Source organism: Nonomuraea sp. B1E8, assembly GCF_039871515.1.
GTDB lineage: Bacteria > Actinomycetota > Actinomycetes > Streptosporangiales > Streptosporangiaceae > Nonomuraea.
Genome location: NZ_JBDPLS010000001.1, coordinates 1,130,527 through 1,150,365, shown reverse-complemented (window position 1 = coordinate 1,150,365; position 19,839 = coordinate 1,130,527). Strand labels below are relative to the sequence as shown.

The following is a 19,839-nucleotide window of genomic DNA, read 5'->3' as shown; positions in this document are numbered from 1 at the left end:
CCCGGACGGCGGCTCTAGCCGAGGTCGGCGTCGTGGACCAGGATGGCGGCCTGGACCCGGTTGGCCAGGCCCAGCTTGGCCAGCACCCGGCTCACGTGAGCCTTCACCGTGGCCTCCGTCAGGCGCAGCTCGCGGCCGATCTCGGCGTTGGACAGGCCGCGGGCCACGGCCCTGACCACGTCCTCCTCCCGTCCGGTGAGCCCGGCGAGCTGCCTGCGCGCGGCCTCGGCGCGTGAAGGGGCACGATCCACGTACGAGGCCAGCAGACGCTTGGTCACCGACGGGGAGAGCATGGCCTGTCCGCCCGCGACCGTACGCACGGCGCCGGCCAGCTCCCTCGGCGGGGTGTCCTTGAGCAGGAACCCGACCGCGCCCAGGCGGAGCGCCTCGTGCACGTACTCGTCCAGGTCGAACGTCGTCAGCATGACCAGCTTGGGCGGGTCGGGCACGGCCAGCAGCCGGGCGGCGGCGGTCAGGCCGTCCATGCCCGGCATGCGCACGTCCATCAACACGACCTCAGGCCGCAGCCGCCGCGCCGCCGCCACGGCCTCGGCGCCGTCACGGGCCTCACCGACGATCGCGATGTCACCGGCGGCCTCCAGGATCAGCCGCAACCCCGACCGTACGAGCTCCTCGTCGTCCACGACGAGCACCCTGATCACCGGAACCTCCATGCGCCGCGGGTCATGCCGGGATCCTGGCGCTCACCAGGAAGCCGCCGCCGTCCTCGGCGTTGGCGCGCAGGGTGCCGCCGAGCAGCTCGACGCGTTCCCGCAGCCCGATCAGGCCCCAGCCGGCGCCGGGCAGCTCCTCGTGCGGCGCCCCCGGCTCCTTGTGCGGCGGCCGGGGCGCCTCGTTGCGCACCTCCACCTCCAGCGCGTCGCTCCCGAAGCGGATGCGCACGTCCGCGCCGGCGTTCCCGGCGTGCTTGTGCACGTTGGTGAGCGCCTCCTGGACCACGCGGTACGCCGTCCGCTCCACGGTCGCCTCCACCGGCCGCGTCTCGCCCTCGTCGTGCCTGGTCACCGCGATGCCCAGGGCGCGGGTCTGGTCGAGCAGCCGGTCGAGGTCGTCCAGCGTGGGCGGCGGCCGCAAGTCCCCCGGCGAGCCCGCGCCCAGCAGGCTCTGCGGAGGGGAGCGGAGCACCCCGAGCACGTCGCGCAGGTTGGCCAGCGCCTCCCGCCCGATCCCCGCGATCATGGCGGCCGACCGCGCGGTCTCGTCGTCGGCCGCGCGCATCTCCATCGCCCCGGCGTGCAGGACGATCAGCGAGACCCGGTGCGCGACCACGTCGTGCATCTCCCTGGCGATCCTGGCCCGCTCCTGAGCCCTGGCCTGCTCGGCGCGCATGACCTGCTCGCGTTCCAGCCGCTCGGCCCGCTCCCTGGCCGCTTCCAGGACCTCGCGGCGGGCGCGTACCCAGAGACCGAGCGCCAGCGGCAGCCCGATCACGGCCAGCGCCATGGCCACCGCGTTGGCCGGGCTCGCGGTGGCGAGCCGGTGGGGGCCGTCCTGCCACTCGCCGACCAGCGCGGAGATCCCGCACACCGCCAGGCAGCCGCCGAGGTAGGCGGCTATCCCGCGGCTCCTGCTCAGCGTGAGGCCCGCGTAGTAGGACGCGACCATCAGCGGCGGCCACATCACCAGCCAGGCGTACCCGACGGCGCCCACGACGGCCAGCGGCCACCAGGACCGCCTGACCTGCCAGGCGGCCACGCCCGCGGCGGCGGCGATCGCGACCAGCACCGGGAGGGGCAGGCTCGACGCCACCCCGGCCTGCCCGTGCACCACGAGCAGCGAGGCCGCGAACACACCGGGGCCGAGCAGGACGAACCGCATGTCCACAGCGTATGGGGCGGGCGGCGAGATGTATGACGACGAAAGTAGTAACCGCCGACGCCGATCGAGAGGGCGCCGAGCTCCCTCGACCGGGGCCCGCCTGCTGCGCGGGCGCCGGTCGAGGGCATGGATCACGCGCGGAAGGCGCCGGCGTTCTCCGAGGCCCACTGGGCGAAGCCGCGCGCCTCCCGCCCGGTGACCTCACGCACGGTCGGCACCACCGTGTAGCCGACCTCGGGGGTGTTGCCCAGCGCGTCCACCAGGAACTCGATGGTCTGCTCGCCCATGCCGTCGGCGGCCCACTTCGTTCTGGCCTCGTCGACCGTCAGCTCCACGAACGTGACGTCCCTGCCGATCGCGTTCCCCAGGATCGCCACCTTCTCCTTGGTCGTGATCGCCTCGGGGCCCGTCAGCGTGTACGCCTTGCCGCCGTGTCCCCCATCGACCAGCACCTTCGCGGCCACGGCGGCGATGTCGCGCTCGTGCACCAGCGCGCTCAGCCGGTCGCCGAACGGCTCCTTGATGACGCCTTCCGTCCTGACCGAGTGGGCCCACCACCGCAGCGTGTTGGACATGAACTCGACCGGGTGGAGCAGCGTCCACTCCAGGTCGTTCGCGGCGAGCGCCTGCTCCAGGCTGCCGTCCTCGCGTCCGCCGAGCACCGTGGCCCGCCGCACGCCCGCCTTGACGGCCAGGGCGACGAGCTCGGCGCCGTCGGGCAGGGGAGCGTAGTCGTCGCCCGCGAAGTTGATGAAGTGCACGCCGGTGACGCCGTCGAAGACGCCGTGCAGGGAGCGGGGATCGGCGAGGTCTCCGGCGACGACCTCGACGCCTTCGGGGAGGGCGGCCCTGGCAGGGTTCCTGGTGAGGGCCCGCACCTCCTGACCGGCCTCGAGGAGCTCCTCGACGACGTGACGGCCGACGGTCCCGGTGGCCCCGGTGACGAGCATGGTCATGCGAACCCCTTCACACACATTGGAACGGAACGTTCTGCTCTTATGCTACCAGAACGGAACGATTTATTCCATGAATTGTCCGGGCAACGCGCTGCAGGGCCGCGACTGGTCACGGCCCTGCTTGTGAGCACGTCATGGCGGCGCCCCGGCTCGGGAGCACGTCATGACCGGAGGGCGCCCGTGCCGACCTCGGTCAGAAGGCGCTGATCGCCGCCGGTGCGCGCTCGGCCCGGCTCAGGGTGCGGATGACCGCGGTGGCTCCGTGGCGGTGCACGGCCAGGCGGGCCAGCAGGTCCACGACGGGCTCGATGACCGCCGGCGGCAGTTCGGGCGTGTCCACGCCCACGCTGGCCGCCAGGTCGTCGGAGTGCACGACCAGCTCCACCAGCCGGGTGAGCAGGAAGTCGTCCAGCCGCAGGCACCAGCCGGCCCAGGGCAGCGACACCACCCGGTCGGCCGGCTCGGCGGGCAGCGCGGCGCCCAGGTGGTCGAGCAGCGCCTGAGCCTTGTCCGCCAGCGCAGCGGGCCCGCAGGCCGAGGCCGCCTCGCCGCCGCGCCTGATGCCCACGTTGCTCTCGTGGTCGAGGCCGGCCTGCACCCACGGCGAGCGCGAATAGTGCTCGATAAGGTCGATGGGCTCCTGGACCTCGCCGTCCGCCGGGAGCACGTCGCCTACCCTGACGAGCTGGTGAGCCAGGTGCCCGGCCAGTCCCGCGACGCCGAACTCCGTCAGCGCGCTCGGCTTGTCCCACGACGTGCTCACGGCGGGGTGGCGCAGGAGCGACACCGCCGACGTCGCGGCCACCAGATAGGACTGCCTGATCTCCCCCATTTGCCGCCCTTTCCCTAATTTAGGTAGTACGCGCCAACGATAGCCGTGCACCGCATTTCAGGGGCTCCCGGGTGCGCGGCTGCGGCCCTCAGGCCAGGGCCTTCCTGGTGGCCGACCTGACGAACGCCCGCGCCAGCCGCGCCCTCCTGAACCGGCTCAGCACCGGAGGTGGAGTGCCGTACCTGCGGGCGTGGATGTCGGCCACCACGTTCTCCGGCGCGTCCATCCCGGCCAGCACGTCGAAAGCCTCGCGCTTGCTGATCAGGCGGCCCTCCCGCAGGGTGACCGTGGCCCTGGCGACCGTCAGCACGCCCAGGTCGACCCAGACGTCCTGCAGCCAGCGCCGCCGCGCCCGGGTCTTGGCCAGCCAGAAGTCCCGCAGGTCTGACCGGACGAACGCCTTCAGCTCCTCGTCCGACACCGGAGGCAGCACCTCGCCGGGTGGCGGGCCGTACAGCCGCAGGGGCGCGGTGTGCAGCTCGCGCCGCGTGACGGCGGTGACAGGACGGCGGAAGATGCGCTCGTGGGCCCAGGTCACATGCTCGGCAGCGAGATCGTCCAGCTCCTGGCGGGGCATGTAGGAGGCGTGCAGCAGGCCGGCGAGAGGCTGTTCGAGCGACCGGTGCACGGCCTTGATGTTGCGCCACTGCTGCATCGTCACGGGCGAGTCGAGCACCGCGATCAGGTCGAGGTCGCTGCGGCCCGGACGGTAGTCGCCGGCCCCGAGCGAGCCGTGCGCCCAGAGTGCGACCAGGGGGACGGCCGGTTCGATCCTGTCGAGAAAATCCTTCAGCAGGCGTTCGGTCGCTGCGTGCATGATGGCCACTATGATCGATCCACGGCGTACAGGAAAGGTCGCGCTGATCACAGGCGTGGGCCGCACCGTCGGCATCGGGGCGGGGATCGCCCGGCGGTTCTGGGACCTGAGCGAGCGCCTGCTCCAGGGCTGACAGCAGCCGCTGGCAGGGCGGTCACTTGATCACACGCCCTGTCGTCCGCTGGCCGTCCACGGGCATGGCCATGCACGGGTATCGCCCCGACAGGCGTGGATGACGCCGGTTCGCCCGCGCAGCCGGCGAGCGGGACGAGTAGGCCGGGGCCATCAGCGATGTGCGAACCACCCTCATACGAGGGCGGCTCTGGAGCACCTTGAGATCGCGAATCGGCTTCCGAGCGATGATCACATGACCGCCCTGCTTGACATTTCAAATGAAAGTGGTCTATTACTTACATCCAAGAGAGGGAGCCAGCTGTGGTGCGTTGTCGTTCCCGTGCAAGGTGCTGCCCTCTTAAGAAAGCGGTCAACCGCTTCTATGTCTGGCTAACGTCAGGGGAAGTGAAGGTTTCAGTCATGAGCGACACTCAGCAGAGCACCGACAGCGTCCGGGCCGCCGCGCAGCAGACGTTCAGGAGCCACCTGGATCACCTGTCCTCCGGGCGGTTCGCCGAATGGGTGGACCTGTTCACCGAGGACGGGGTGCTGGAGTTCCCCTACGCCCCGAAGGGCTACCCGGCCCAGGTCGCGGGCAAGCAGGACCTGCTCGGGCACCTGAAGAGCTTCTCCGAGAACTTCCGGGTGAAGTTCACCGACGTGCGCTTCCACGAGACCACCGACCCCTCGCTGGTCATCGCGGAGCTCAAGAGCGAAGGCATCGCACTGGGGACCGGCCGGCCCTACAACCAGACCTACATCTCCGTGGTCGAGACGGAGAACAGCAAGATCAGCCGGTACGTCGACTACTGGAACCCCCAGGTGGCCGCCGAAGCCCTCGGCGGGGTAGCCGACGACCTGGTCTCGGCGTTCAGCGACGACTGAAGACGTACGTCACCCGGCGGGGGCGTCGGACGGCCCGTTCGGCTCCGAAGCGGACCAAGGCGGTTTGACGCCTCTGCTGGAGATAGGTTGATTACTTCTATGGACACCAGGACACGACAGCGTTCCACCGCCGATGAACGCCGGGCCACGGTCATGCGCACGGCGATCAAGGCGTTCGCCGAGCGCGGCTACTACGGGACCTCGACGATGGACGTGGCCAAGGCCGCGGGCATCTCGCAGGGCTACCTGTACCGGCTGTTCAAGGACAAGGAGACGCTGTTCGCGGCCCTGGTCGACTACTGCTCGGACCGCCTGCGAGAGTCCGTGGCCGCCGCGGCGGCCACGGCGCGGAGCACCGAGCCGGAGGCGGTCCTGCGAGCGCTGGCCGCCTCGTACGATGAGGTCATCGCCGACCGGGACGTGCTGATGATCCTCATGCATGCCCAGGGCTGCGCGGGTGAGCCGGTCATCGGCGAGGCGGTGCGCAACTGCTACGCCAGACAGATCGAGTACATCCGCGCCGTCTCCGGCGCCTCCGACGAGCAGATCCGCCGCTACTTCGCGGACGCCCTGCTCAGCAACGTCGTGGTGGCGATCGACGCCGCCGCCGTCGACGCGCCCTGGGCGCGCACGTTGCGCGCCTGACGGACGGCGCCCACCGGGTCGCTCCCGAGCGCCTACTTGATGTCGCACCACTGCTGCATCGTCACGGGCGAGTCGAGCACCGCGATCAGGTCGAGGTCGCTGCGGCCCGGACGGTAGTCGCCGGCCCCGAGCGAGCCGTGTGCCCAGAGTGCGACCAGAGGGACGGCCGGTTCGATCCTGTCGAGAAAATCCTTCAGCAGGCGTTCGGTCGCTGCGTGCATGATGGCCACTATGATCGATCCACGGCGTACAGGAAAGGTCGCGCTGATCACAGGCGTGGGCCGCACCGTCGGCATCGGGGCGGGGATCGCCCGGCGGCTGGCGGCGTCGGGCTGGGACATCGCCCTCTCCCACTGGTCCCCCTACGACGAGCGCATGGCCTGGGGCGTCGAGCCGGGCGCGACCGACGCGATCACCGCGGCCCTCGCGGACGCCGGCGCGGCCTCGGTGGCGATCGAGGCGGATCTCTCCGACGTGGCCACCCCCGCCAGGATCTTCGACGAGGCGGAGCAGGCGCTGGGCGACGTCACCGCGCTGGTCATGTGCCACTGCGAGTCGGTCGACTCGGGCCTGCTCGACACCACCGTGGAGAGCTTCGACCGGCACTTCGCGGTGAACGCGCGGGCCACCTGGCTGCTGATCCGCGAATACGGCCGCCGCTTCCGCGGCGCCCAGGGAACCGGCCGGATCGTCGCCCTCACCAGCGATCACACCGTCGGCAACCTGCCCTACGGCGCGAGCAAAGGCGCCCTCGACCGCATCACGCTGGCGGCCGCGCACGAGCTGGCCCACCTCGGCGTCAGCGCCAACGTGGTCAACCCAGGACCGGTGGACACCGGGTGGATGCCGGACGAGGTCCGCGAGCAGTGCATCAGCCAGACGCCGCTCAATCGTCTCGGCACGCCACAGGACACCGCGGACCTCGTCGACTTCCTCTGCTCGCCGCAGGGCCAGTGGATCAACGGCCAGCTGCTCATGAGCAACGGCGGCTTCGGCTGATGAGCATCGTCCCAGGCCAGCGGTGTCCCGGCAGGGGTGCGGCCGGTGCGTGCCGCCGGAAAAACCTTGGCGGGCGCGCGGCCGCCGCGGGCATGATGGCGACATGATCGATCCAGGCCTCGCAGGGAAGGTCGCACTGATCACCGGCGCCAATCACGGCATAGGCGCCGCCACCGCGGTCGCGCTGGCCGCCGAGGGTGTCGCGGTCTTCCTCACGTACAAACGGCTCGCCCCCCTGAACGATCCGGCCACTCCACCCGCGTACGACCAGGCCCGCGGCTCCGACGCCGACGAGGTGCTGCGGCGCATCCGCGCGGCGGGCGGCACCGCGCAGGCCGCCGAGGCCGACCTGGCCGACCCGGAGACCCCGAAGGCCCTGTTCGACCAGGTGGAGAAGACCTTCGGCCCGGTGGAGATCCTGGTCAACAACGCGAGCGGCTGGCTGAGTGACACCTTCACCCCCGCGAGCCGTGACGCCGTCGGGCGTCCGCTGCGGCCGGTCGACGCCGAGTCGCACGAGCGGCAGTTCGCGGTCGACGTGCGGGCTCCGGCACTGCTGATCGCGGAGTTCGCGCGGCGCCACGTCGAACGCGGCGCGACCTGGGGCCGCATCATCGGCCTCACCTCCGGCGGCCCCGACGGCTTCCCCACCGAGGTCTCCTACGGCGCGGCGAAGGCGGCCCAGGGAAACTACACCATGTCGGCGGCGCACGAGCTGGGCGCGTACGGCATCACGGCCAACATGGTCTATCCGCCCGTGACCGACACCGGCTGGGTCAACGCGGAGGTGGAGAGGCTGGTCGCGGAGAGCGGCGTGTTGCGGGAGGTCGCGCAGCCGGAGGACGTCGCCGAGGTCATCACCTTCCTGGTCTCCCACCAGGGCAGGAGGGTCACCGGGCAGACCGTCAGGATGTTCTGAGCGGCGTCACGTCAGAGCGGGCATGCTCGTACGTGCAGGCGTCCGTCCATTCCGGCTGCGCGGGAACCTGTAGCGACCACCGCGACCAGCAGTACGCTTCCGATCGACGTTATCCCGACCCGGCGACCCGTCGTGCTGGCCAAGCTCCGAGTCCGCCGCTCCAATGGCGGCCGACCCCTCGCCTGCCCGGACACGCTGACCGGTGACAAGGGCTACTCCACCCGCGAGATCCGTCTCGACCTGCGCCGGCGCGGCATCAAGGCGGTCCTCCCCGAACGCCACGACCGGATCGCCAACGCAAGCGTGAGGGCAGCCGCGCAGGCCGTCCGGACGCCTTGACCTACAAGCAACGCAACCTGGTAGACATTCTTTTAGGCGCAGAAATCGGTCCAGGCGGCGCGGCTGCCCGCGTCGCGCAGACGGTAGTCGCCAGTGGACCAGTCTATGTCGAAGTAGAGTGCCCACAGGGCGCCGCGTGCGCCAAGGTAGGCGGTCATCTGGCGGACCCAGGCGGCGCGGCCCGTGCCGTCGTCGCCCGAGGCGATGTGGCTGCCCATCTCGGCCACCCCGTACGGCAGGTTCTGGGACCGGTTGACCGCGAGGCTCGCGTCGAGCAGGGTCCCCGCATCGAGGTATTGACCCTTGGCGGCCTTGGAGTCGTAGTTGTAGATATCCCAGGCCAGCACGTCGAGGGCGGCTCGGCCGGGGTAGTAGGTGCGCCAGTCGCGGCCCGAGGCGGGGTCGACCGTCCAGCCCATGAGGATCAGTGTGGCGTGCAGGCGGGGGTTGCTCATCTCGCGGGACAGGGCGGTCAGGCGCTGCCAGGCCGCGCGGAAGTCGGCGGCGGTGAACTCGCCGCCGGCGATGTTGTCCTCGGGCTCGTGGTAGAAGGTCCAGTAGATGTCCTGGTCGGTCGGCGCGCCGCGGAACCAGGCGCGCATCGCGGCGTCATGGGTGCCGGCGATCACGTCGCGAGGGTCGGCCTTGAACGAGATGACCATGGGCCGCTTGCCGGCGTCGAGCTTGCCCGGCCAGCTCTGCGGCAGGCCGCCGTAGAACACCCGCACCGCCTTCAGGCCGCCGAACAGGGAGTCCTCGCGGGCGAGCGCCTGCTGGTAGGTCTCGCTGCCCTCCTGGATGAAGGACGCCCCGCACAGCGTCGCCTGCGCCGGCACGGTGTAGGTGACGACCAGCCGCGGGCCGAGATCGCCCGCCTCGCGCGAGTGCACGACGGTGGACGACTGGGCGGTGGGATTGGTCAGCGCGAACGAGTACGTGCCCGCCGCGCGGACCGTGCCGGACACGTCGAAGGACAGGTTCGTGGCGCCGGGCGCGGGCAGGTCCGCGGTCGCGACGACGGGGCCGAGCGCGGGGCGGCCGGCGTAGGTCATCGACTCGGACCAGGCGTTGTCGGTCACCGTACGCAGTTCGGTGACCGACGCCTGCTGGTCGGTCTTCTGGTAGAGCAGCTCCAGCCGGACCGAGGCGATGCTCTGGCCGGCGGGCGGGGCGGGCACCGGGAATCGCAGGTACGCCTGGCTGTGCCAGGGGGTGTTCCAGTTGGAGGCCGCCAGCTTGGTCGCGGTTCCGTACGAGGTGTCCGGCGACTCGGCCACGACGTACGTGTCGGCGACGGGCGCGATGCCGTCCCGGGCGACGGCGGTGGCCGCGGAGGGGGAGGCCGCCAGGGCGAGCGGGGCCAGCACGCTGAGGGCCAGGGTCAGGGCCTGGGGTAAGCGCATTCGTTCTCCTCGAAGGAAGGTTTCGGTGGCACCGCTGTGCCTACTGCTGGTCGCCGAAGTCCTGTTCCGCCTGCCAGTCGTCCCCGAGCGGGAAGTCGGCGGGGAAGATGGGGCACGAGATCTCCCGGGCGAGAACCTGGCAGAGGAACCCGGTGAGGGTCCCCCGGTAATGCCACATCTCGTGACGATCGGCGATCAGCACCGTCCACAGGGCCGGATCAGGCCGGGTCGCCCACAGGCAGAAGTCGCCGTTCTCGGTGATCCCCCACGGGAAGACGCCGTACGGCTCGGGATGGACCAGGAACGGGCCCGTCCAGTCCACCGGGATGGCGTTCTCGCCGGGGGTGCAGGAGCCGAGCAGTCTGGGCTGCCACGAGCGGGGGATGTCCAGCATCCGGTCGTTCCAGGCGGTCTCGCGGGAGGCGGGGTGGAAGACGGACAGGAACTCGGCGATGACCAGGTCGGGATAGCGGGCGGCCAGCGCCCGGTAATCCTGCGGGAAACGCAGGCCGTAGCGGCGGTGCAGCTCGCCCCAGTCGACCGATGCCGACCGGCCTCGGGGCGGCCCGATGAGCTGCTCAAGCCGTGCAAGGGTCGTCATAGGTGACCGTTCCCCCTTCCTCGTTGGGGACGCAGGCGTCCAGGAAGAAGCCTTTGTCCCCGCTGGCGACGAGGTGGATCTTGTCGGGCATGCGCTTGGACAGATCATGCTCGGTCTCGGGCGGCGGGTCGTCGGTGTAGACGGGGGCCACGTAATAGTAGAGGTCTTCGCCGTCCTCGACGGTGTCGCGGACCTTGTCCTCCTCCGGATCCATCAGTTCACGGTTGGCGAGCTGGAAGAGGGTGACGAGGTTGCGCGGGTCGGTGCCCGCCCCGCCCAGTTGCTTGCCGAGGAGATGACCCCGGGCATAGCGCCATTCCTCCGTGCCGGGGATCTTCTCGTTCTTGGCCGGCCAGCCCGGCGGTTTGATGCCGGAGGCCGCCGGCGTGCCTTCCGGGATGGGGGAGCAGAGCTTGACGCGCATGCCGGTGCGTCGTTCGTGCTGACCGATGTAGCCGTAGTCGGGTGTGTTGCACGAGTGCAGGTTCCCGCGCAGGCCCGGCACGTCGTAGCGCTGGTACCAGACACCTGGGGTGCATTGGCCCAGGCAACTGCTGGCGCGGACGCCCGCGGTGCCGTCGTAGGTGAGCGAATGGCTGCCACCGGTCGTGGGGCGGGTGACGCTGCCGGCGACGGTGTCGTACACGCCGCCGAGGCCACCGCGCGTGGTGAATCCTATGTACCTGCCGTTCGCGGTCATGGTCGTGGCCTGGAAGGCTTCGCCCTGCGCGATGGGCGTTCCCCAGTTCTCCACGGCGGTGACCTTCTTGGTGAAAGAGGTGAAGGGGCCGTTCTGGATTTGCTGGGCCATATAGGTAACTGTTGTGCCGTCGGGGGATATGCGTGGCCATTGGAGGTTGTCGTACGGTTCGGCGTCCCCGGTCCGGAGCAGGGTCTTGTACTTTCGGGTGCTGGTGCTGAAGATCTTTAATTCGCCCGCCCATATGCCCTGCTCGTCCAGCCAATTCGCATAGGCATAGACGACGGTCTCACCGTCCGCCGATATGTCGGCTCCGGCAATGGACGTGGACTCCATCCCTGGTTCGTATATTCGCTGAGCAACGGTGTACCGGGTTCCGTCCCTTTCGGCGAGAATCAGGTCCTGTCCACCGGTCGCGTTCACTTCCGGCCGATCCCTTTCGAACAGGGCGATGTCGCCGTCCCCGCTGATGCCGGCGACAATGGTCGGCACTACGTCGGCCGTGCCGTCCTCTGCGACCCAGGTCTCGCCGTCGACCACGTCGCTGACGATCAGGTCGATGTCGTCGTCCCATCCGGGCGGCATGGTCGGGCCGGGCGTGCCGTCGGGCAGGGTGATGTACGCCGCACGTGAACCGTCCCAGGTCACCGCGTAGTCTCGCAGTGGGTCCACCGGAGCCGGGGTGCGGCCGTCCGGGCGGCGCGAGACGAGCTTGATCTCGCCGGTATCGATGTCCTTGCGCACCAGGTACAGCGCGTCGCTGCCGGACAGGTACGCCTCGCTCGGCATCAGATTGCTACCCGCGCGCAGAGCGAAGAAGGCGTACCTCCCGTCGCCTGAGATCTGCGACTGGTAGGAGGCCGAATCTCGCATGCTGTCGGGGTTGCCGAAGGCGTCGACGGCGAGATTGCGGCTGTCGCCGTCGAGGTTCAGGCCTGCCGCCGGGGTGACGGTGACCGCGTCCGAGGGCGGGCCGACCGCGTTCTGACCCGTAGCGTGGACCTGCACGGCGTAGGGCACTCCGGGTGCCAGGCCGTACACCGTCGTGCCGCGCTCGGAAGGGCTGGCGAAGGTCGTCACAGGAAGCGCGTCCTGAGCGAGCGGGGTGGCCACCACCGCGAACCCGGTGATGCCGACGAGACTGTCGGGTGGCGGCTGCCAGCTGACGTTGGCCGACAGCGGCCCTCCGGCGGCCCTGACGTCCACCGGAACGTCCGGGACGTACGGGTCCACCTCGACGCCGGCCTCCGCTGTGGGGTCGTCCACGCCGCCGTCCGTGCGGGTAGCGCGGATGACGGCCTGCCCGCCGGCGGGCGAGACGTACACGCCGTCGGCGTCGATGGATCCGGGGCCTCGGACGACCTCCCACCGTACGGGGCCGTCGGCGGCGTTGTGGGTGACCGTGTCGAAGTCGATCGGTTGGTCGCGGCCGACGGTGGCGTGGGCGGGGATGACGGATATGCCGCGGAAGGGGCCGTCGGCGGACGCGAGGGTGACGTACAGGTCTTTCGACGCCTGGGCCGGAGTGCAGGTGTCGAACCAGGAGAAGCAGCCCCGGATCAACACCCCGGCGCGAACCTGCCACCAGGGATTCGCGGCGACGTCGGCGTGGGCGGCCAGGTAGGGGTTCGCCTCGACGCCGACGCCGATGGTGCCGGCCAGCGAGACGAACTCCGAGCCGGTCAGTCCGACCCGGGCCGATCCCGAGCCGTTCAGGACCGGAGGATCGGCGGCGGAGCGGTCGGAGAAGACAGGGCTGACGGCGCCGTTGCGGCCGGCGATGGACACCTGCACCCCGGAGGTGATGTCGGCGGTTCCGGACAGGGTCAGGGCGCCGTCGGCCTCGACGCGCGCGGTGGCCGTGAGCACGTGGGTGACGACGATGGGCAGGCGCAGCTTTCCGACCTTGACCATCCGGTTGAACGTGTTCTTACCGAGGCTGAACTCCCAGGTCCGGTCCGCCTGATGGGCGGCGGAGACCCGGATGGGGCCGCTCAGCCGGTTGTGCAGGGCGACGGTGCCGGAGATCGATCCGGCGCGGATCTTGAGGTCGTACACCAGTTTCGGGGCCAGGACGAGGTCCGCGTCCAGGCGGCCACCGGATCCGATGCTCCGATGGAGGGGGAAGTGGAGTGGCGGCCCCGCCGGGATCTCGCCGTCGGCTGCCTGGGCGGACGGAGCGGGCCCGGCCGAGGCGGCGGCCAGGTCCTGGCCGTCGAGGGCGACCTCGCCGGCCAGGTCGCCTTCTGCCAGCAGGTCGGTGAGCGCGGCGGGCACGGTCGTGAGCGAGACCCGGTCGCCGGACGCGTTGACGGTGACGACCTTGCGGATGAGGCCGTCTGGCGCGGCAGGGGTGGCCGGAATGATGACGTATCGCCCTGGGGTCAGCTCGGTGATCTCCGCCGGGCCGTTGTCGAAGATCAGGGTCCCGTCGTCGCCGGCTGCCGTAAGGGACCCGGCGGCCGCCGGGGACAACTGCCAGACGTCGCCCGTCGTACGGAGCATGGGCCTGATCGGTGCCGTGGGGGCGCTGGCGGGACCCGTGCCGTCCGCACCGGTGGCGGTGACGGTGAAGGTGTACTCGGTGGCCGGGTCGAGACCGGTGACGACGGTGCTGCAGCGTTCCCGCTCGCCGGTGCACTCCTGCTGGGTGGAGGTGACGCCGCCAGGGTCGGCCGCGACGGTGTAGGCGCTGATCGGCCCGCTCGAGGTGCCGGTGGGCGGACTCCAGGTCACCTCGACCTGTCCGTCCGCGATCGCGGCCGCCTCCAGGTCGGAGGGCGGACCGGGAACCTGGCGGGCGGTGGGGGTGAGTCGGCCGGCGACACTCGCCTCGCCGGTGCCTATCGCGTTCGAGGCGGTCAGTCGCACGCTGTACGCGGTGCCGTTGGTGAGGCCGGTCAGCGTCCCCGTGGTCGCGTCGGCGGGCAGGTCCACGGCGGGAACGTCAGGATCCGCCGAGAGCCGGTATCCGGTCAGTGCGGCGCCGCCGTCGCCGGCGGGCAGCCAGTGGAGGGTGAGGCGGCCGTCCCCGACGACGGTACGCGTGATGATCGGCGGCAGTGGCGCCTGCCCGGGCCGCGGAGTGGCCCGGGCAGGAAGGGACGACTCTCCCGCGCCGTTGCCGTTGACCGCAACGAGGGTGAAGGTGTACTCGGTGCCGTTGTCCAGCTTCTCGACCACGGTCGTGGTCAGGTCTCCGGCCACCTCCACGGAGCGGTCGCCCGGCTGGACGGTGATCCGGTACGTCGCCACCGCCGCGCCGCCCGAGGGCGGCGGCGCCCACGACAGCCGCACCCTCCCATCACCGGGATCGACGTCGGTGACGAGCGCTCGCTCGGGAACCGGCAACGGCTGCGGGCTGACCACGTTGGACACCGCTGACCAGCCCGAATCGCCGACATCACTGGTGGCTCTGACGCGGAAACTGTAGCGTCGCCCGTTCGCCAGGCCGGGGAACAGAGCCGTGGTCGAGTGCACCGTATCGGTCCTGCCGGTGGTGACCTCGGCCACCGTGTACGCGGTGATCGGTGACGTTCCGGTGTCGGCCGGGGCGTTCCAGGTGACGCTTGCACTGCTGCCGGCGGCCGTGGCGATCACGTCGGTCGGCGCCGCGGGGACGCGGACCGGGGTGAAGTAGGAGAAGGTGTCCACCGCCAGCATGACCGCCGCGCTTCCGGCGTTCCTGATCGTGAAGGTGCCGTCGGAGCCCAGCTTCACCGGCACGAAGTTGGCCCAGTAGTCGCCCGCCTGGAAGGCCATGGAACCACCGCTCGGGATGGCGGCCTGATCCGTGGGGTAGATCCGCAGGAGGCCACCGGCCGTGCTCCGCGCCGTCAGGTTCACCCCCACGCCGCTCACGCCACGCAGCGGTACCCCGCCCGCGCCGAGCGGCTCGATCGTGTGAACGGCCCCCGCGGCGATCGAGACGTTGTTGGCGATCCTGGCCGGGGTGAGCGCAACCTCGGTGGAGACGGTGGCGACGGTCTCCGCCCCGGGAGTGGCGAAGTACCCGGCCACGTCCGCGTACACCGTCAGCGCTGCCGCGCCGTTGTTGTTCACGGTGATCTTGCCATCGGGTCCGGGGGCGACGATCACCAGGTTGGACAGGAAGTTGGGCGGTCTGTAATCGATGTTGGACCCGGTCGGGAGCGCGCTGCCGGAGGGATGGACGATCACCTTGCCCGATCCCGTGCTCTTGACGATGAGGGTCATGGCCACGAAGGCCACTCCGGTCGCCGGGATGCCGCCGATCCCCACGGCGGTGAACGAGACGCTGGAGCCGGCCGGTACGCTCTTGTTGCTGATGATCCGGGACGTGTCCAGCGGCACGTACGAGGCGCCGTCGTCGGCGGCGCTGCTGGTGAAATATCCATGAATGTCGGCATAGACGGTCACCGCCGCGGATCCGGTGTTCTTCACCTTGATCCGGCCGTCGGTGCCGACCTTGACCATCAGCAGATGGTCATCCCAGGACCCGGAACGATAGCGGGCACCGGTGACCGCCGGCGCGGCGGTCAACTCGGAGGGAAAGACGATCACCCCTCCGGCCGCGCTCGCGCCCTTGAGGGCGAAGTTCACCGCGGCGGTCGAGACACCGCTCTCCGGGACCGCCCCTGCTCCGGCCACCTTGATCGTCGTGGTCGCGTTCGCCGCGATCGCGATGTTGTTCAGCACCCTGGCCCGCGTCGCGTGGTACTGCCCCGGAGCCGACACAACCTGCTGAGCGGCCTGCCGGGCGGCCGGCTCGGCGGATCCGGCCCGCGCGAGCGCGGGCCGCGGTAATGGCAGCATCGAGAGCACGACGACCAGCGACACGATCCATCGCGCGATCACGGTCACCCGTCGTGCCGTCCGCCGCCCCGCCCTTGACGTGCCTGAGGCAGCCGTCATGCCACTACGGCTCACATCCACGATGTCACCTTTCGCCCCAGCGAGTGCTGCCCGCGCAGCAGACAGGCACAGCATGGGACAAAGGCCACTTCATGCACATCTGCCACAGCGCGGATTGTGACTCCGCCGATCCGCGTAGTCCGGGAGCGGCTGCTACGTATCCCGGCCGACGAGACCGTTCTCGTAGGCGAAGACGACGATCTGGACGCGGTCGCGCAGGCCGAGCTTGGCCAGGATGTTGCTCACATGAGTGCGGACGGTGCCCTCGGACAGGCACATCTGCGCCGCGATCTCGGAGTTGGACATGCCGGTGGTGATCTGAGCCAGCACTTCGCGCTCGCGCTGACTGAGCAGGCCCGCCCGGTGGTCACGCGCCTTGTCCGGCCCTCGGCCGGGAGAGCGGGCCGGACCGGACGCGGAGTCCCGCAGGAAGCGGGAGATCAAGCGCCTGGTGACGGATGGGGCGAGGACCGCGTCACCCGCGTGCACGACCCGGATCGCCTCGATGAGGGATCGCGGGCCGGTGTCCTTCAACAGGAATCCGCTCGCTCCCGCCCTGATCGCGTCGTAGACGTACTCCTCGAGGTCGAAGGTGGTCAGGATCAGGACCCGGGGACCGCTCCGGGCGCAGATACGCCGGGTCGCCTCGATCCCATCCATGCCTCGCATCCGCACATCCATCACCACCACGTCCGCGGCGACGCTCTCCAGGAGGTCCAGTGCCTCCTGGCCGTCCGCTGCCTCGCCGACGACCTCGATCCCGCGTTCGCGGCGGAGGATCAGCCGTACTCCCGTGCGCACCAGTTCCTGACCGTCGGCCAGGAGAACGCGGATCGCCTCAGGCACGCGTCACATCCCGCGCAGGGTCGCGTCAGCCCGGAGAGCGCCTGTCGCGAGCGGTCTCGCATGTGCCGTGCCGCCGAGCATCTCGGCGCGCTCGCGCAAGCTCCGCCAGCGCGGCCCGGCCGGAGCACCGGATCGCCGCGACGGCCGCGGCCGTGTCCTCATCCAGCAACACAGCGGCGGCCCGTCCGAATCGATCACCACGGCGCTCAGGTGGTGAGCGACGATGTCGTGCGTCTCCCGCGCCATGAGCTGAAGTCTGCGCCCGAACCCTCAACGAATTCTCAATGCCCAGCTCGGCGGAGGCGGACGGACGGGTCAGGGACGGTCGAGAGCCGCCATGCGCTGGCGGACCGCCTCACCTTTCACATCACCGAGGGCATCGTAGAACTCCGCGGCCCTCTTCCAGGCGTCGAGCGCGGCCGTGGAGTCGCCCGCCAGCAACCGCATCTCGCCGAGGCGGAGCGACGTCTCGGCGGCGGGGCACCAGCTGGCGTTGTTCAGCGCGCGCGCCTCTCCGATGGCATCGCCCGCCTGCCGGAACAGCGCCCACGCGCGCAGGGAGTGCTCCAACTCGCGGCCGGGCCTTGCTCTGTTCAGCGACACGGTCAGCCCCAGATGGACATGTGCGTGCAGGCCGGCTCGTTCAGGCCGCGGTGCAGCTCCAACGCCTGGTCGTAGTGCTCGATGGCCTGATGGTCGCGGCCGAGCTTGGCGTGCGCGCGGGCGATGCTGTTGTGGCAAAGCGCTTGAGCCAGGCGGTCGCGAAGCCGTTCGGCCGCAGCCAAGGCCACCGCCTGGGCGCGTAGCGTCTGCCTCCACAAGCCGCGGCGCTGCATGAACTCCGCGAACCCCCACGTCAGCTGCCAGCAGTGCTTATGCAGCCCGAGTTCGGCAGCCTCCGCGAGCAGTGCTGGCAGCGCCGCCGACTCCTCCCCTAACCAGCGCAGCGCCTGCGCCGCTTCGTCGAACCGCTCGATCGCCGCACCCCGCGCCGGCCGTTCCGGCTTCAGGGCCTCGCGCTGCGGATAGGCGACGGCGCTGGCAGCGCACCAGGGCGAGTACGGCAAGCACCGTCGCGACCTGCGGGGGGCGCACAGGCCGCCGCCGGCCTGACCGCTCCACCTCCACCGGCCCGAGCACTCGAATCAGCATGACGCTCGCGTTCCTCCTCGCCCACCGCGACCGCACTGTACGTCAAGATCGACGACAGGCGCTCGCTTCTCCGGCCCCGCCGGAGCCGTGCCGGCCCTCGGCGTCACGTCAGAGCGGGCATGCTCGTACGTTCAGCGAACGTCCATTCCGGCTGCGCGGGACCAGGGGCGACGGCTTTCCGCGAAGCCCCGGCGGATCCCCGGCGTTCCTTACTGGCCGGTGTTGAACAGGGCGCTCACCGACTCGCCGTCGTGGATGCGGCGCATGGCCTCGGCCAGGGCGGGCGCGATCGACAGGACGGTGAGCTTGTCGCAGGGCTTGGGCGGCGGAACGGTGTTGGTGCAGACGATCTCCTCGACCTCCGGCAGCTCGCCCAGCCGCTCCAGCGCCCCGGCCGAGAACAACCCGTGCGTGCAGGCCACGCGGACCGACCTGACGCCCCGCTCGCGCAGCCGGTCGAGCAGCTCGATGACCGTGGAGCCCTTGGCGATCTCGTCGTCCAGGATGATCACGTCCTTGCCGGCCACCTCGCCGATCACGGAGCTGATCACCACGCGGTCGTCGCTGTAGCGCTGCTTGGCGCCCATCGCGACGTCGGTGCCGAGCAGGCGGGCGAAGGCGGCGGCCTCCTTGGCGTTGCCGAGGTCGGGGGAGACGACGACCGTGTTGGACAGGTCGTACCGGCGGAAGTGGGCGGCCAGCTCGCGCAGGGCGTGCAGGTGGTCGACGGGGACGCTGAAGAAGCCGTGCACCTGCGGCGAGTGCAGCGTCATGGCCAGCACCCGGCTGGCCCCGGCGGCCACCATCAGGTCGGCGACCAGCCGGCCGCCGATGGAGATGCGGGGAGCGTCCTTCTTGTCGCTGCGCGCGTAGGCGTAGTGGGGGAGGACGACCGTGGTGCGGGCGGCGGAGGCGCCGCGGGCGGCGTCGAGCATCAGCAGCAGCTCGACGAGGTTCTCCTGCGTCGGCGGGACGAGCGGCTGGATGAGGAAGACGTCACGCTCGCGGCAGTTGGCCTGCAACTGCACTTCGAGCACGTCGTTGGCGAACCGGTGGACCTGGACGGGGTGCAGGGGAGTGCCCAGGTGGGCACAGATCTCCTCCGCGAGCTCGGGGTGGGCGCTGCCGCTGAAAACCGTGATGTCTCGCACGGTTCCCTAAGCTTAGCCACCCCGGCCCGGCGTTCACGAGAGCAGCTCGGGGGTGAGCGCGTCGAGGTTGGGGAGCACGCGCCAGGCCAGGGCGAGCGCGTCGGGCGCCGGCGGGTAACGCGGGTGGGGTACGGCGATCACGTGCATGCCGGCGGCGTGGGCGGAGCGTAGCCCGTTGCTGGAGTCCTCGACCGCCACGCAGCCGCGGGGGTCGACGTCCAGTCGCCGGGCCGCCTCCAGGTAGCCGTCGGGGGCGGGCTTGCCGCGCGCGACCTCCTCGGTGGACACGGTGGCGGCGAAGCACTCCTTCAGTTCGGCGGCGTCCAGCACCACGTCGATCAGCGTGCGCGGGGACGAGCTGGCCAGCCCCAGCGTGTTGCGCTCGGCCAGGCGCCGCACCGCCTGCACCGCCCCCGGCATCAGCGGCACCCCGTCGCGGTAGCGGGCGGCCATCTGGTCGACGACGCCGCGGGCGATCTCGGCGGGCGGCCTGCGTACGCCGAGCTCGTGCAGGTAGGCGGCCCACTCGGCGGTGCTCATGCCCATGAGCCTGGACTGCGTCTCGGGCTGCCAGGCGCCGCCGTGCTCGGCCACGAACGCCCGGCGCACCTCCTCCCACACGGGCTCGGAGTCCACCAGCACGCCATCGAGGTCGAACACGCAAGCTCTCACGACCGCGAGAATACGCGAACGGCGACCGGCAAAGCCCGGCTGTCGTATGTCCTTATTGCCCGAGATTCATGCTATT

20 protein-coding genes are annotated in these 19,839 nt (G+C 70.6%); 6 read left to right on the top strand and 14 right to left on the bottom strand.

Annotated features, from left to right (window positions below):
• Positions 1 to 14 precede the first annotated feature (14 nt).
• From ABGA98_RS05455 to ABGA98_RS05435, 5 genes are all read right to left on the bottom strand, one after another.
• Entirely contained in the window at positions 15 to 662 is a 648-nt protein-coding gene (locus tag ABGA98_RS05455; RefSeq protein ID WP_347617038.1) for a response regulator transcription factor, read from the bottom strand.
• Between the two features lie 22 nt (positions 663 to 684).
• The gene (locus ABGA98_RS05450) at positions 685 to 1,839 is read right to left on the bottom strand and encodes a histidine kinase (RefSeq protein ID WP_347617037.1); all 1,155 of its coding nucleotides are present in this window, start codon (positions 1,837 to 1,839) and stop codon (positions 685 to 687) included.
• Positions 1,840 to 1,970: 131 nt separating this feature from the next.
• The gene (locus ABGA98_RS05445) at positions 1,971 to 2,795 is read right to left on the bottom strand and encodes an NmrA family NAD(P)-binding protein (protein WP_347617036.1); all 825 of its coding nucleotides are present in this window, start codon (positions 2,793 to 2,795) and stop codon (positions 1,971 to 1,973) included.
• A gap of 193 nt (positions 2,796 to 2,988) precedes the next feature.
• Positions 2,989 to 3,627 carry a maleylpyruvate isomerase N-terminal domain-containing protein gene (locus ABGA98_RS05440; RefSeq protein WP_347617035.1) on the bottom strand — a complete coding sequence of 213 codons (639 nt, stop codon included), beginning with the start codon at positions 3,625 to 3,627 and terminating at the stop codon, positions 2,989 to 2,991.
• 88 nt (positions 3,628 to 3,715) lie between these two features.
• Positions 3,716 to 4,444: a nucleotidyltransferase domain-containing protein gene (locus ABGA98_RS05435; protein WP_347617034.1), complete on the bottom strand. Its 729-nt coding sequence runs from the start codon at positions 4,442 to 4,444 to the stop codon at positions 3,716 to 3,718.
• A 10-nt stretch (positions 4,445 to 4,454) separates the two neighbouring features.
• Between ABGA98_RS05435 and ABGA98_RS05430 the strand changes: the two genes are divergently transcribed.
• The 3 genes from ABGA98_RS05430 (at position 4,455) to ABGA98_RS05420 (ending at position 6,088) form a co-directional block, all read left to right on the top strand.
• A complete protein-coding gene (locus ABGA98_RS05430; RefSeq protein WP_347617033.1) occupies positions 4,455 to 4,577 on the top strand; it encodes a hypothetical protein in 123 nt (40 codons plus the stop codon).
• A gap of 401 nt (positions 4,578 to 4,978) precedes the next feature.
• Entirely contained in the window at positions 4,979 to 5,443 is a 465-nt protein-coding gene (locus ABGA98_RS05425; protein ID WP_347617032.1) for a nuclear transport factor 2 family protein, read from the top strand.
• A gap of 99 nt (positions 5,444 to 5,542) precedes the next feature.
• Entirely contained in the window at positions 5,543 to 6,088 is a 546-nt protein-coding gene (locus ABGA98_RS05420; RefSeq protein ID WP_347617031.1) for a TetR/AcrR family transcriptional regulator, read from the top strand.
• Between the two features lie 32 nt (positions 6,089 to 6,120).
• Here ABGA98_RS05420 and ABGA98_RS05415 read toward each other — a convergent pair whose 3' ends face one another.
• Positions 6,121 to 6,309 (bottom strand): nucleotidyltransferase domain-containing protein, encoded by a 189-nt coding sequence (locus ABGA98_RS05415; protein WP_347617030.1) that lies wholly within the window; start codon positions 6,307 to 6,309, stop codon positions 6,121 to 6,123.
• Between the two features lie 10 nt (positions 6,310 to 6,319).
• Here ABGA98_RS05415 and ABGA98_RS05410 point away from each other — a divergent pair, with 10 nt between their 5' ends.
• The 3 genes from ABGA98_RS05410 to ABGA98_RS05400 all read left to right on the top strand — a co-directional run bounded on the left by ABGA98_RS05410 (position 6,320) and on the right by ABGA98_RS05400 (position 8,345).
• The gene (locus ABGA98_RS05410; protein ID WP_347617029.1) at positions 6,320 to 7,087 is read left to right on the top strand and encodes an SDR family oxidoreductase; all 768 of its coding nucleotides are present in this window, start codon (positions 6,320 to 6,322) and stop codon (positions 7,085 to 7,087) included.
• Positions 7,088 to 7,190: 103 nt separating this feature from the next.
• Positions 7,191 to 8,006 (top strand): SDR family oxidoreductase, encoded by an 816-nt coding sequence (locus ABGA98_RS05405; RefSeq protein WP_347617028.1) that lies wholly within the window; start codon positions 7,191 to 7,193, stop codon positions 8,004 to 8,006.
• A gap of 132 nt (positions 8,007 to 8,138) precedes the next feature.
• Positions 8,139 to 8,345 (top strand): hypothetical protein, encoded by a 207-nt coding sequence (locus tag ABGA98_RS05400; protein WP_347617027.1) that lies wholly within the window; start codon positions 8,139 to 8,141, stop codon positions 8,343 to 8,345.
• A 32-nt stretch (positions 8,346 to 8,377) separates the two neighbouring features.
• Here the strand turns inward: ABGA98_RS05400 and ABGA98_RS05395 are convergent, their stop codons facing one another.
• The 8 genes from ABGA98_RS05395 to ABGA98_RS05360 form a co-directional block, all read right to left on the bottom strand.
• Positions 8,378 to 9,748: a DNRLRE domain-containing protein gene (locus tag ABGA98_RS05395; RefSeq protein WP_347617026.1), complete on the bottom strand. Its 1,371-nt coding sequence runs from the start codon at positions 9,746 to 9,748 to the stop codon at positions 8,378 to 8,380.
• 40 nt (positions 9,749 to 9,788) lie between these two features.
• Positions 9,789 to 10,349, bottom strand: coding sequence for a hypothetical protein (locus tag ABGA98_RS05390; protein WP_347617025.1), 561 nt, complete (start codon positions 10,347 to 10,349; stop codon positions 9,789 to 9,791).
• Positions 10,327 to 15,885 (bottom strand): fibronectin type III domain-containing protein, encoded by a 5,559-nt coding sequence (locus ABGA98_RS05385; protein ID WP_347617024.1) that lies wholly within the window; start codon positions 15,883 to 15,885, stop codon positions 10,327 to 10,329. Before ABGA98_RS05385 ends, ABGA98_RS05390 begins: the two co-directional genes overlap by 23 nt.
• A 210-nt stretch (positions 15,886 to 16,095) precedes the next feature.
• Positions 16,096 to 16,788, bottom strand: a complete 693-nt coding sequence (locus ABGA98_RS05380; RefSeq protein WP_347617023.1) for a response regulator transcription factor — start codon at positions 16,786 to 16,788, stop codon at positions 16,096 to 16,098.
• A gap of 315 nt (positions 16,789 to 17,103) precedes the next feature.
• Entirely contained in the window at positions 17,104 to 17,391 is a 288-nt protein-coding gene (locus ABGA98_RS05375; protein ID WP_347617022.1) for a hypothetical protein, read from the bottom strand.
• A 2-nt stretch (positions 17,392 to 17,393) separates the two neighbouring features.
• Positions 17,394 to 17,855: a tetratricopeptide repeat protein gene (locus ABGA98_RS05370; RefSeq protein WP_347617021.1), complete on the bottom strand. Its 462-nt coding sequence runs from the start codon at positions 17,853 to 17,855 to the stop codon at positions 17,394 to 17,396.
• Between the two features lie 294 nt (positions 17,856 to 18,149).
• A complete protein-coding gene (locus ABGA98_RS05365; RefSeq protein ID WP_347617020.1) occupies positions 18,150 to 19,091 on the bottom strand; it encodes a ribose-phosphate diphosphokinase in 942 nt (313 codons plus the stop codon).
• 33 nt (positions 19,092 to 19,124) lie between these two features.
• On the bottom strand, positions 19,125 to 19,763 hold the full coding sequence (locus ABGA98_RS05360) for an HAD family phosphatase (protein ID WP_347617019.1): 639 nt from the start codon (positions 19,761 to 19,763) through the stop codon (positions 19,125 to 19,127).
• Positions 19,764 to 19,839: the final 76 nt, after the last annotated feature.